The organism is Bacteroidota bacterium, from assembly GCA_030706565.1.
Classification (GTDB): Bacteria; Bacteroidota; Bacteroidia; order Bacteroidales; family JAUZOH01; genus JAUZOH01.
On sequence record JAUZOH010000078.1, the window covers coordinates 1 to 13,211 of the forward strand.

Sequence of the window (13,211 nt, forward strand, 5' to 3'; positions counted from 1 at the left end):
CATGAGGACAATGCCCGGATTTATTCGGATGTGTTCTTTTTCACCATAGATAAACGGATTGCCCTGGAAGTGCAGAAAATATTTGATTTCTTTGAAAACATTTACAAAAACTACACTTACCGCCACCTTCTGGTATCGCCCCTGTACATGAGAAAGCGTCTGGTCAAACTGATTGACAATGAAATAAAGAATGCAACAGCCAAACGTCCCGCATACATCATTCTGAAAATCAACAATCTGGTTGATAGTGATATGATTAAAAAACTTTATCAGGCCAATAATGCAGGCGTAAAAATCAAATTGATTGTCAGAGGGATTTGTTCGTTGATACCCGGGATTCCGGGGATGAGCGAGAATATTGAAGCCATCAGCATTGTGGATCGTTTCCTGGAACATTCCAGGATCTTTGTATTCTGCAACAACAATAAAGAGTTGTATTATATTTCTTCAGCCGATTGGATGACCCGTAACCTGGATCACCGGATTGAAGTTGCCTGCCCGATTTATGATAAGGATATGCAAAAGGAACTGCGTACAATTATTGATACTCAATTGAGGGATAATGTAAAAGCCAGGATTATCGACAAGGAACAGAATAATGAATATAAAAGTGATAATTCAGGGAAACATGTTCGTTCTCAAATTGAACTTTATAATTATTATAAAAATTTAAGCTAATTTTGCATCTTTTAAGTTTTTGACTAAAAGAGGGAATAAGGCATGTCATTGATCTTTGAGGGTAAACGGGTAGCTTTCTATACCTTAGGGTGTAAGTTGAATTTTTCAGAAACATCTGCGCTGACGCGTAAATTTGAAGACTTAGGATTCCGGAAAGTTGAATTTAGTTCTTTAGCTGATGTTTATGTGATCAATACCTGTACGGTGACCGAGCATGCTGATAAGAAATGCAGAAATGCCATATACCGGGCCGTAAAGACTAATCCCGGCTCTTTTGTTGCCGTTATTGGATGTTATTCTCAGCTTAAGGCAGATGAAATCAGCAAAATTCCCGGAGTGTCCCTGGTTTTGGGCTCTGCCAACAAACTGGATATTTCCCATTTTGTTGAAAATTTTTCCAGAAAAGGGCAGGCTACCATTTGTCAGGAAACTGCGAATGAGGAAGCGGAATGTTTTTCGGCTTATTCATCGGGTGATAGAACCCGTTCCTTTCTTAAAATCCAGGATGGTTGTGATTTCCATTGTTCCTATTGTACGGTTTGCATAGCCAGGGGAAAAAGCAGGAATATGCCCATCAGCCAGGTGGTGAAAGAAGCAAATGAAATAGCTGCAAAAGGAATAAAAGAAATTGTACTGGCCGGGGTCAATCTCGGCGATTTCGGTAAATCTACAGGGGAAACATTTTTTCAACTGATACAGGCGCTGGACGAGGTTGATGGCATTGAACGTTACCGCATATCTTCAATTGAACCTAATTTGTTGACCCCGGAAATTATCCGGTTCGTTGCTGATTCCAAAAAGTTTCTGCCCCATTTTCATATTCCCCTGCAGTCGGGTTGTGACCGGATACTTGCTTTGATGCGCCGCCGTTACAATACAGCCTTTTACCGCCGTAAGATAGAGGAAATAAAGGCAGTGATGCCTGATGCGGGAATTGGTATGGATGTCATTGTGGGTTTCCCGGGCGAAACCGATGAGGATTTTAAGGTTACCTATAATTTTATCAAAAGCCTGAATATTTCTTATTTACATGTTTTCCCGTATTCTATTAGGGAGAATACGCCGGCTGCATCTTATGCGGACCAGGTTCCTTACAAAGTTAAAGACGAAAGGAATAAGAAACTTCATGAACTGTCAGAACAGAAACGGCATGATTTCTACCTGAAGAATTTAGGAACCGGGCAAAAAGTTTTATTCGAAGGGCAAAGGACCAAAGGGAAGATACATGGTTTTACAGCCAATTACATTAAGGTTGAAGCACCTTATGATGCCAAACTTGCAGGCAAAATTTTTATGGTAAAACTAAAAGAAATATCCTCTGAAGGTGATGTCATCTTTGAACAGTTTGTTCCTGAGCCTCAGAAATTATAATATAACCGGGGTATCAGCCCTGATTTGAGCCAGCTGTCCTGGGTATTTATTCGTTTCAGGGTTCAATTTATTGGAAAAAACCACTACGTTTGTAAAAAATTCTTTTAGAATGGAATATGAATTAATTTGTGCCAAAACAAAACAACTTGTTTGGGAAACCGGAAATTTTATCCGGAACGAAGTAAGCAGACTGACCTCAGATAAGATCCAAAGCAAAGGTAAAAACGATTTTGTTACTTATGTAGATAAAACATCTGAGAAAAAACTGGTTGCAGGCCTGCAGGATATCCTGCCTGAAGCCGGTTTCATAACAGAAGAACATACCATCAACAAAAAGGGTGAGGTTTATAATTGGGTGATTGACCCCCTTGATGGTACCACCAATTTTATTCATGGCGTACCTCCTTATGCCATTAGTGTTGCCTTGATGGAGAACGATCAGGTGGTCATTGGTGTGGTATATGAAGTCAACATGGATGAATGTTTTTATGCCTGGAAAGGCAGCAAGGCTTTTTTAAATGGTGAGGAAATTCATACTTCTGCCAAGGAAAAGGTTGCGGATTCTCTTATTGCAACGGGATTTCCATATTACACTTTCAACAGAATGAAGCCCTATATGGAAACTCTTGAAGATTTGATGAAAAATTCTCATGGAGTGCGCCGTATGGGATCTGCAGCTACAGATTTGGCTTATGTAGCCTGCGGCCGTTACGATGCTTTCTATGAATATGGCCTTCATCCCTGGGATGTGGCTGCAGGAGTTTTGATTGTTCAACAGGCTGGTGGAATGCTGGGCGATTTTAAAGGGGGCCATGATTATATTTTCGGAAAAGAAATGATAGCGGCCAATTCGCTGGTATTTAGCGAATTTAGACAGATTGTGGGCTCTTATTTTTCAAAATAGTTATTTAAAATGAGGAATTTGGGCTCCTATATTTTATATGCTTTTAACTGGCTGTTGGCTTTGCTTCCATTGCGTTTGCTTTATATTGTTTCGGATGGTTTGTACCCTTTAATTTATTATGTTGTCCGTTACCGGAAGAAAGTAGTTCTCGATAACCTTCACCATGCTTTTCCCGAGAAGGATGAGAAGGAAATAATCCGGATAGCTAAAAATTTTTACAAACATCTTTGCGATGTGTTTGTTGAAAATGTAAAAATTTTGGGCATGAGCCGGGATGAGATGATGCGAAGAGTAACTTATCCCAATATAAAGTTGTTTAACGATTTATACGAACAGGGGAAAAGCATTGTTTGTATCATGGGGCATTATGCCAACTGGGAGATGTTTATTGGTTTCCCCTTGGTTGACAAGCATAAAACGCTTGCGGTATATAAACCATTGAACAATGAGACTTACAATAATTTAATGATCAAATCAAGGAGCCGTTTTGGTACCATTCCGGTTCCCATGCACAGAACATACAGGGAGGTAGCCCAAGCCCTACACGAAAAGAAACCTTTTTTATTGGCTTTGTTATCGGACCAGCGTCCCATGAAAAACGAAATTCAATACTGGACCAATTTTTTGAACCAGGAGGCTCCGATATACCTCGGGCCTGAGAAGATTGCAAGAAAAACCAACCAGGTTGTATGTTTTGCCAAGATGAAGAAAGTAAAAAGGGGATATTATCAGGTTGAACTTGTAAAACTTTTTGATGATCCATCTTCGACACAACCTTATGAAATAACTCAAAAGCATGTTGAAGTGCTTGAGCAGATGATCCGGGAAAAGCCCGAATACTGGTTGTGGTCGCACAAGCGATGGAAATATAAACGAAGTGACTTATGATCAAGATAGCTGTTGTTATTCTTAACTGGAATGGAAAACATTTTCTCGAAAAGTTTCTGCCATCGTTAATTAAATATACAGATACTTCGAAAGCCGAAATTGTTGTTGCAGATAGTGCATCAACTGACGAATCCATGAATTTTATCCGGCTGAATTATCCCGGGATACGGACTCTTCAGCTTGATAAAAATTATGGTTTTGCAGGTGGATATAATAAAGCACTTGCCCAGATCGAGGCCGAATATTATGTACTTTTAAATTCTGATATTGAAGTCACTTCCGGCTGGCTTGATCCCCTTGAGGAATTTATGGATGCAGACCAGTCTGTAGCCGCCTGTATGCCCAAAATCAAAGATTATAACCATCCCCTGCGTTTTGAATATGCCGGGGCTGCCGGGGGATTTTTGGATATCTTAGGTTATAGTTTTTGCAGGGGCAGGATATATGATACGGTTGAGGAAGACAAAGGACAGTATGATTACAGTTCGGAGGTGTTTTGGGCAACAGGTGCCTGTCTGTTTATCAGGGCCCGGCTATTCAATCAGTCCGGAGGATTAGATGAACGTTTTTTTGCCCACATGGAAGAAATTGACTTGTGCTGGCGTCTTAAGAAAATGGGCTTTAAAATTATGTACATTCCTCAATCAACAGTTTATCATGTGGGAGGAGGGACCTTACCTCAAACGAATCCTTTTAAAACATACCTGAATTTTAGAAACAACCTTTTTCTGTTATATAAGAATCTTCCAACTATCCGGCTGGTCATTACTTTAGTGGCTCGCATGGCGTTGGATGGTTTGTCTGTTATAAAATTCCTTTTGAGCAGGCATTACAGGGATGCTTTAGCCGTTTTAAAAGCACATTTGTCCTTCTACGCTGCACTTTCTTATTTACGTAAGGCCAGAAGGCATACAAATTCTATTTCAGTTTGTGGTGGAAATGGCCAGACTTATAAAAACAGTATCGTCTTCAATTATTTTATCCTAAAACGTAGAACATTTAATAAAATAGGTTTCATAAGAAAATAATTAATTTTTTAAGGACAAATGAAACTCCATGTTTGCTATTTCCATCAGTGTTTTGGGTTTATTCGCAAACATGTTCGTTTCATACGTAAATAATTGATTTTAAAATGTCGTATGTAACTCCATGTTTGCTATTTTCATTGGTGTTTGTGTTTTATTCGCAAACATGTTCGTTTCAAAAGTTAAAAAAAGGTTGAGAAGATAATTCTTCTATTCTTTTATCTACCTTTGTATTGGTGAAATCAATTTAAATTTTGTTTAATGCAGGAAATTCAAAAATATACACTTCAAGCTTTACTTAAAAGCAGTGCTGAGTGTTTTGGCGATAAAACTGCTTTATCGTTTATTGATATTCAGGGCTATACATATCGGGATCTGTATGTCAAAGCAAGAGAATTGTCATTTTTCCTTCATTGCAGCGGTATTGAAAAAGGGGATAAGGTTGCTGTTTTCAGCGAGAACAATCCGAATTGGGGATTGGCCTATTTCTCCATCGCCTGGATGGGGGCTGTAAATGTACCTATATTGCCTGATTTCACGGAGATAGAAGTAAAGAATATTCTTGAACATTCCGAAACTAAAGCAATATTTGTTTCTAAAAAGTTGATGGCCCGTTGTAACCTGGAAACCTTTCAGGACAAGTTTTTGATCATAGTGCTTGATGATTTTAGTCTGCCCTTTGATACGGAGCATCAGACCATAGAAAGATTTCTGCGGGAACGTTTAGAGGAAGCCTTGCATTTTGAACCGCTGCAGGTTGAAGATGATGACCTGGCAGCTATTATTTACACTTCGGGGACTACCGGGAAATCCAAAGGGGTAATGCTTTCAAATAAGAATCTGATTTTTGATGTTATCCAATCACTTACCCTGGTCAATATAAATTCTGAGGATCGTTTTCTCTCTATTTTACCCTTGTCACATACTTACGAATGTTCTTTGGGCTTGATACTGCCTGTGATGCAGGGATCTACAGTTTATTATCTCGATAAGCCGCCTTCGGCCAGTTATCTGTTGCCTGCCATACAAAAGGTAAAGCCTACTGCAATGTTGACGGTTCCCTTGATTATGGAAAAGATTTATAAGTCGCAGATATTGCCTAAATTTACTGGTAACAAAGTGACCAAGATGATTTATTCTGTTCCTTTGTTACGGAAATTACTCAACCGCCTGGTAGGAATGAAATTGTACAAAATATTTGGCGGTTGCATCCGGTTTTATGGCATTGGCGGTGCCCCCTTATCTCCGGAGGTGGAACGTTTTCTGCATGAAGCCCGTTTCCCTTATGCCATTGGCTATGGCCTGACGGAGACTTCGCCCATGATTGCTGGATGTTCGCCGGCTGAAACCAAGCTCTATTCCACCGGGTATGTAATGAAAGATGTTGAAGTAAAAATCGACAATCCCAATCCTGAAACTGGCGAAGGGGAGATTCTTGTCCGCGGACATAATGTGATGAAAGGATATTTTAAGGATAAGTTGCTTACGTTAAATGCATTTACCCATGATGGTTGGTTCAGAACCGGCGATTTGGGCGTATTTGATAAAGACAGATATCTTTTTATCAAGGGAAGGCTTAAGAATATGATCCTGGGCCCCAGCGGCGAAAATATTTATCCTGAAGAAATTGAAGCCATCATCAATAAAATTGAAGGGGTAGTAGAATCTGTGGTTTATGAAAAGAAGGGAAGGCTTATCGCTAAGGTGCACGTCAATTATGATGAACTGGAAGAGAGCTATAATAATCTGAAACAGTCGGCTATCAATTGGCAGAACCAGATGCAGTCAAAAATCAGCGACATGATGGTTGAAATCCAGGAAAAAGTAAACAAGCAGGTTAGCAAATTTTCGCGGTTGAGCCTGGTTGTTGAACAGGTTGAACCTTTTGAGAAAACACCAACCCAGAAAATCAAACGATATTTATACATCGACTGATTTTCTGAGCAGTATAAAATTTATTTATAAGTATTGAGCCGTTTTTTCAAGATGTATCCCGTGTGATCCTTTTATCAATATTAAGGAGGATTGGATGGGATGAAGTTTGAGGTATTCATTGAATTCTTCGACACTCTCAAATGCCGGGTATTTTCCGCCGGCCAGTACCTTGCAAAACAAAGTTCCTACAAAAAATGCCTGTTTTATTCCTGCCTGTTCTGTAAGAGAGAGAATCTTTTTATGTTCTTCTTCCGTGGTAGGGCCTAGTTCAAGCATATCGCCCAATATTACTGTTTTATTTTCAGCGGCCATCAGGGCGAAATTTTTCAGGGCAGCTTCCATGCTTGAGGGATTGGCATTATACAAATCCAGCAGAAGTTGATTATGTTCTGTTTTAACCAATTGCGAACGGCTGTTATCGGGCTGATATTCTTCCAATGCTTTTTTTATTTCATCCCTTTGCACCCCAAAGTAGATCCCGATACATGCAGCAGCCATGGCATTGTCAAAATTATAGCTGCCAACAAGTTGTGTATGTATCTTGCTGTTGGTCTCTTTGGTAGGTTGAAAGGACTGGTAATATACGATTAATTCGAGAAAAGGATTTGAACCGACAAACTCTCCACGGGTAATTGCCTCAACCGAAACCCCGTACATAATTGAATTGCAGTGGGCCGGAATGATATTACGTAAAATAGGATTATCGGCATTAACAAAAATGGTTCCTTTGTTTTTTTGAATATAGTCGTAGAGGGCCTTTTTGGTCTGGATTACCCCTTCGAGTGAACCGAACCCTTCAAGATGTGCTTTGCCGATATTCGTGATCAAGCCATAATTGGGCTGGGATATTTGGCATAAATCGGCAATTTCTCCGGGATGGTTTGCACCCATTTCAACTATGGCAATTTCCGTATCTTTATCAATAGAAAGAAGTGTTAAAGGAACCCCAATATGGTTGTTGAAATTACCTTTTGTAGAAACAACTTTGAACTTCCTTCCCAGGACAGCAGTAATTAATTCTTTTGTGGTTGTTTTTCCATTAGTACCCGTTATCCCTATAATGGGGATATTAAGTTGCCGGCGGTGATATTGGGCTAATTCCTGCAATGATTTTAAGACATCGTCAACAAGAATGTAGTGCGAATCCAGAGCATATCCGGGTTCATCCACCACCGCATAAGCGCAACCGGATTCCAGGGCCTTGGCGGCATATTTGTTTCCATCGAAATTTGCACCCTTAAGGGCAAAAAAGATGGAATTTTTTACAACATTTCTTGAGTCAGTCGAAATTTGAGGGAAGCGGGTATAAATATCATATAATTCTTTACCATTCATTTTTTCTCAGTTGAGGGAAATTGATTAATCTGTTTACACTTGCAAAGTTTCACAAAAAAAATCCAATATGCAATTTTATCATAGCCATATTAAAGAAAAAGCCTCATTGTATGAATGAGGCTTTTTCTTTAATTATATAGTTGTTTAACTATTATCTGTTTCCTGCAGGACTGCCTACGCGGGTCATTGCGCAGCGGAACCCTAAATCATCCCTTGATTTGGTCTCTTCAAGGTAACGGCGTGTACCAGGACTTAACCAGTAAACTCTGTCTTTCCATGAACCCCCTTTATATACCCTTACATTATCATTGATCTGGGATGTTCTGTCTCCTTCTTTCTGGGAGTACATTCTGTTGGAACCTGGGCCTTTGTCAGCATCTTCTGTGGAATATTCAACGCTTGAAGCGTAATCGCCGTCTTTGTAATTGCGATAATCTGCTTTGGAGAAGTTGTCATATTTTGCAGCTTCGCTTTCCTTAATATTACGCCATTTTAAATGACCGAAACTATCTTTCTGTGCTATATTTCCTTGTTCGTCTCTTTCAAGCATCTGGAATACATTACCACGGAAAGGACGGAATTCATTAACATCTTCGAATGAAAGAGGACGGTAAACATCCAACACCCATTCGTTAACATTTCCAACCATACAATACAGGCCGAAATCATTTGGCCAGTATGAGCGGACAGGAACAGTAATACTACCGTTATCGTTAAGGCCACCTGCAATACCCATGTTATCACCACGGCCCCTCATTGAATTGGCTCTGAACTTGCCCATATTCTTTTTGTCACCGTTTCTGAGTGAATGTCCGTTCCAGGCGTAAATTCTGCGCTCATACATACGTTCGTCAACTGTATTTCCAATCAGGCCGGAAGCTGCATATTCCCATTCAGCTTCGGTTGGGAGCCTGTATTTGGGCAAAAGCAAACCATCTTCCATTTTTACTTTTCTGTCTTCCTGGTTGGGGTCTAAACTTTTCAGGTTTTGCTTGACAAGTCCTTCATATTGGCCGGCTAAATAAGCATCGGTATTGAAGTTATTCTCGTTTTTCTGGTTGGGATCCCATTGTAAAATGCCCTCGTCAATGAGAATCTTTTCGTTGACCCTGTCGGTACGCCAGGAGCAGTAATCATTAGCCTGCAACCAGTTGACTCCTACTACAGGATAATCGTCATAAGCAGGATGACGGAAATAATATTCAACATAAGGTTCATTAAAAGCTAATTTCTCACGCCATACCAGGGTGTCTGGAAGGGCTTTACGATATACTTCCGGATATTCAGCAAAGACACGGCTTAACCAATGAGTATATTCTCTGTAATCGACATTTTTAACTTCTGTCTCGTCCATATAGAACGATTCGACTGTAACACGCCGCGGAGAATTGTTCCAATCATACATCACGTCCTGTTCTGTCCGGCCCATAATAAAACTACCACCTTGTACCAATACCAGCCCCGGACCTGTTTCTTGTTCCTTATAACTCGTTTTTACTTCAAAACCGCCATTGTCGGGATTGTTATATTCCCATCCCGTAGAGGAAGATTTCCCTTTCTTCCCTCCGCCACAGGAATACAAAAACAGCATCGTAAATAGTACTACAGGAATAAATAATAAATTTCTGTTCATAGTTAATTTCATTTTTATTTCAAATATACTATTTTTTGTCTTTTCTTAATTCGTTCCAACAAAAATAACTATATTTTGGGACATTTTATTGCCTCATGTAATTTTCTTGTTTTGTTATACTTGAATTTTATCCTAAAAGTTACTTCATGGACTGCAAAATTTGCTCTTTTTATAGATGAAACGGCCATATCATAGCTGTAATTTATCTCATAAAAGTCCTGATTATAACCTATTGAGAAAATTAATGAATTGAATGACAGATCCTTATCCTCTCTTGCCCAAATGCCGGCAGATAGAGGTGAAAATTTTATCAACAATCCGTAATTTAGCTGTTGAAAACTTTTTTCATTTTGATATAAAAGGGCAGGGTTTAAAGTAACCTCTTCTTTGCCGTAACGAATATTTTTTAACGGGATCGTCATTCCTGTGATGAATGTATACTTGCGGCTTAGCCTGGTGGTTTGTCCGGCGTCAAATGCTTCGTTGGGTTCGGTGACATGGTGGGCCGAAAATCCCATATAGAAGTTGGGCGCTATTCCTAATATGCCCAATGAGAAATCAGGGAAATTTTTATGATAGCTGGCTACCGGCGCCTGAGTTGGAATAAAATCGCCGGTGGAAGGGTTAAACATATCCGGCAGAATCAGGTTGCTGTTGTCAAAATTTTTCATCATGTACGAAACCTGAAATCCTGCCTGTAAAGAAAAAAAACGGTTCACCTTTAAATGATAAGCATACATTGCATCCATTGAGGTCTTATTGAATATCCCGCTTCCCTGTTGATCCCTCACCAGTTGAAGGCCAACTCCTCCATGTACTGCATCCAGATATTGATTATAGGATGCACCGTAGGTTAGATATGCCGTTTGCGATGCCAGCAAATAATTTCGATAACTCAGCAATACTTCAGGGTCTTTATTGAAGCCGGCAAAGGCGGGATTATAATATAACTGGTTTATAAAAAATTGCGAAAAATAAGCATCCTGCGCAGAAACAAATTGATGTGCAGTCAATAGAAAAAAAATCACAACAAAATGTTTTTTATAAATTCCCTTTTTCCCCACTCTTTGCTTAATTAAATTTGACTTAAATTTATAATATTATTATTTTTTTTCAAGTTTAAATATCCATATTTATATTTTTTCACCATTCCAATTCTTTAAAAGATGCATAAAAGAATCTTGATCTTTATTCCGTTTTGTCTTTCATTTTTTGCAGCAACTGCCCAGGAATTATCCCTGAACCGTTCAATAACATGGGACAGGGGCATTGTCAGTGAAAAAAGCATCTATTCTCCTCAGGAAAATATTTATTACCTTCATTTTGATAAGGCTGTATATTATGATCCCCAAACTTTATTTCCTTACTATTATGAACTGATAAAAATACCTGATGTTACTCAAAAATACAAAGTTGAATTAGTCAATCAGCAGTTTACGGAACTTGACGGAAACATTACCCCTAAAATCAATTTTTCTTCACAGTTAAACAGTGAAATTCAGGTCAGTTCTGATGTCCAGTTCATCAATAAAACGCCACAACTTCAGGTTAGTTTTGTGCCGCTAAGGAAAAACAAGCTTAATGGCAAAATAGAAAAACTGGTATCCTTTACCCTTCAATTAATTCCTGTTACAGACAAACAATATACTAATAAAACCAAAAAAAGTGCGAAAAATTATGTTCAGACTTCAGTTTTAAATTCGGGTAAATGGGTAAAATTCAAGATTTCTTCCGACGGCATATACAAAATTACCTATTCAGATATAGTGAAGATGGGTTTTTCAAATCCTTCCGCAATATCTTTATTTGGGAGCGGAGGGAAGATGCTGCCTGAGGTTGCGGTGGGCAATGCTGCGGATGATTTACAGGAAATCCCGACACTTAAGTATCTCGGGACAGATAATACTTTTAATGAAGGGGATTATCTGCTGGTTTATCTTTCTGGCCCTATTTCCTGGAAATATGACAACAATACCGGACAATTTTTACACAGTTTAAATTTCTATTCTGATTATTCTTATTATTATTTAACAACGGATGCTGGGGTTTCGAAAAATGTTAAAGTTGAAAATTCGGTAAGTGGGACTCCAACCAATGAGGTGACCACTTTTAATGATTATAACTTCCATGAATTGGAAAAGGAGAATATTTTATATTCCGGACGTCAATGGCTGGGCGAACGTTTTGATATGACCTCTTCCTATACTTTCAATTTTTCCTTTCCGAATTTAGTCAAAAGCAGTCCGTTAAAGATCCATACGGTTGTTGCTGCCGCCTCTTCAGTAAGTTCTTATTTTAACATTGCTGAAACCAATAATCCCGTTCAGACTGTTCCTGTAAGTGCCCTTTCGGGCGATCTTTCTGCTGTAGAAGCTACAGCCAATTCATCTGCTTCGATGAGTACGAAAACCACGGACAATTTGCAGTTGACATTTGGCTATAACAATGGGGGGGATGCTTCAGCTGTAGGCTGGATCGATAAATTTGATGTTAATGTACGGAGGAATATGGTTTTTTCCGGCCCATTCATGTTTTTCAGGGATGCCGGGTCCGTTGGTCCCGGTAAGATTTCCAGGTTTGTCCTGAATAATGCCGGTCAAACTACTGAAATTTTTGATGTTTCTGATATTCATAATATTAAAAAGGTTGATGCGGTATATGCTGACGGGAAATTAACCTTCCAGTTAAATACTGATTCCCTGCATGAATTTGTTGCTCTTGACAATAAGGGCACATTTCCCGTACCCTTTTCGTCTCCGGAGGATGTTCAGCCGGTAATGAATCAAAACCTCCATGGTTTGTCGCAACCGGATTTGATTGTGGTTACTCCTTCCGGTTTTCTTGATCAGGCCAATCAACTGGCAGGAATTCATCGGAATAAGGATAATATGAAAGTGGTTGTAGCAACCACAGAACAGATTTACAATGAATTTTCTTCAGGTTCGCCTGATATTGCGGCCCTGCGTAATTTTGTAAAAATGTTTTATGACCGGGCCGGGAGCGTGGACCTTCAACCTAAATATTTGCTGTTATACGGAGATGGTTCCTACGATAATAAAAATAACCTGAAGCTTTCGGACAATCATAATTTTATCCCGACCTATCAATCGGAAAACTCTTTCAGCGAATCCGGGACTTATACCAGTGATGATTATTTCGGTTTGCTGGATGATAATGAAGATATGTCGACAGGCCTGTTGGATGTTGGGGTAGGAAGGATTCCTGTTTCAAGCAGTTCGGATACCAGCATGGTTGGGAAAATCAATCGGTATATCAGTTCAAAAACCGAAGGCGACTGGCGTAATGTCGTTAGCTTTGTTGCTGATGATGAAGATGCAGGTTTGCATGCCGAACAGGCCGATTTACTTTCAGATGAGGTTAAATCAGCAAATCCGGATTATAATATTCAGAAGATTTACCTGGATGCCTATCAACAGGTTTC

At 39.3% G+C, this 13,211-nt stretch carries 10 protein-coding genes; 7 read left to right on the forward strand and 3 right to left on the reverse strand.

What is annotated here, in order from left to right; all coding sequences use genetic code 11:
• The 6 genes from Q8907_06030 to Q8907_06055 all read left to right on the forward strand — a co-directional run.
• Positions 1–678, forward strand: a 678-nt coding sequence (locus Q8907_06030) for a polyphosphate kinase 1 (GenBank protein ID MDP4273824.1), incomplete at its 5' end; no start/stop codon positions are given.
• A gap of 42 nt (positions 679–720) precedes the next feature.
• The gene (gene mtaB / locus Q8907_06035) at positions 721–2,049 is read left to right on the forward strand and encodes a tRNA (N(6)-L-threonylcarbamoyladenosine(37)-C(2))-methylthiotransferase MtaB (protein MDP4273825.1); all 1,329 of its coding nucleotides are present in this window, start codon (positions 721–723) and stop codon (positions 2,047–2,049) included.
• A gap of 109 nt (positions 2,050–2,158) precedes the next feature.
• Positions 2,159–2,953, forward strand: coding sequence for an inositol monophosphatase family protein (locus Q8907_06040; GenBank protein MDP4273826.1), 795 nt, complete (start codon positions 2,159–2,161; stop codon positions 2,951–2,953).
• A 9-nt stretch (positions 2,954–2,962) separates the two neighbouring features.
• The gene (locus tag Q8907_06045) at positions 2,963–3,841 is read left to right on the forward strand and encodes a lysophospholipid acyltransferase family protein (protein ID MDP4273827.1); all 879 of its coding nucleotides are present in this window, start codon (positions 2,963–2,965) and stop codon (positions 3,839–3,841) included.
• Entirely contained in the window at positions 3,838–4,869 is a 1,032-nt protein-coding gene (locus Q8907_06050; protein ID MDP4273828.1) for a glycosyltransferase family 2 protein, read from the forward strand. The genes Q8907_06045 and Q8907_06050 overlap by 4 nt, the downstream gene beginning before the upstream one ends.
• A 258-nt stretch (positions 4,870–5,127) precedes the next feature.
• Positions 5,128–6,801 carry an AMP-binding protein gene (locus tag Q8907_06055; GenBank protein MDP4273829.1) on the forward strand — a complete coding sequence of 558 codons (1,674 nt, stop codon included), beginning with the start codon at positions 5,128–5,130 and terminating at the stop codon, positions 6,799–6,801.
• A gap of 24 nt (positions 6,802–6,825) precedes the next feature.
• Here the strand turns inward: Q8907_06055 and murF are convergent, their stop codons facing one another.
• From murF to Q8907_06070, 3 genes are all read right to left on the reverse strand, one after another.
• Positions 6,826–8,136 carry a UDP-N-acetylmuramoyl-tripeptide--D-alanyl-D-alanine ligase gene (gene murF, locus Q8907_06060; protein ID MDP4273830.1) on the reverse strand — a complete coding sequence of 437 codons (1,311 nt, stop codon included), beginning with the start codon at positions 8,134–8,136 and terminating at the stop codon, positions 6,826–6,828.
• A gap of 151 nt (positions 8,137–8,287) precedes the next feature.
• Entirely contained in the window at positions 8,288–9,769 is a 1,482-nt protein-coding gene (gene gldJ / locus Q8907_06065; GenBank protein ID MDP4273831.1) for a gliding motility lipoprotein GldJ, read from the reverse strand.
• 68 nt (positions 9,770–9,837) lie between these two features.
• Positions 9,838–10,797 (reverse strand): PorP/SprF family type IX secretion system membrane protein, encoded by a 960-nt coding sequence (locus Q8907_06070; GenBank protein ID MDP4273832.1) that lies wholly within the window; start codon positions 10,795–10,797, stop codon positions 9,838–9,840.
• Positions 10,798–10,935: 138 nt separating this feature from the next.
• Between Q8907_06070 and porU the strand changes: the two genes are divergently transcribed.
• Positions 10,936–13,211, forward strand: a 2,276-nt coding sequence (porU, locus tag Q8907_06075) for a type IX secretion system sortase PorU (GenBank protein MDP4273833.1), incomplete at its 3' end; no start/stop codon positions are given.

What these genes read in the sequence shown, in the direction of transcription:
- Q8907_06050 (MDP4273828.1), top strand. Translation starts at nt 3,838, where the DNA reads ATGATCAAGATAGCTGTTGTTATTCTTAACTGGAATGGAAAACATTTT.
- murF (MDP4273830.1), bottom strand. Translation starts at nt 8,136, where the DNA reads ATGAATGGTAAAGAATTATATGATATTTATACCCGCTTCCCTCAAATT.
- gldJ (MDP4273831.1), bottom strand. Translation starts at nt 9,769, where the DNA reads ATGAACAGAAATTTATTATTTATTCCTGTAGTACTATTTACGATGCTG.
- Q8907_06045 (MDP4273827.1), top strand. Translation starts at nt 2,963, where the DNA reads ATGAGGAATTTGGGCTCCTATATTTTATATGCTTTTAACTGGCTGTTG.
- mtaB (MDP4273825.1), top strand. Translation starts at nt 721, where the DNA reads ATGTCATTGATCTTTGAGGGTAAACGGGTAGCTTTCTATACCTTAGGG.
- Q8907_06055 (MDP4273829.1), top strand. Translation starts at nt 5,128, where the DNA reads ATGCAGGAAATTCAAAAATATACACTTCAAGCTTTACTTAAAAGCAGT.
- Q8907_06040 (MDP4273826.1), top strand. Translation starts at nt 2,159, where the DNA reads ATGGAATATGAATTAATTTGTGCCAAAACAAAACAACTTGTTTGGGAA.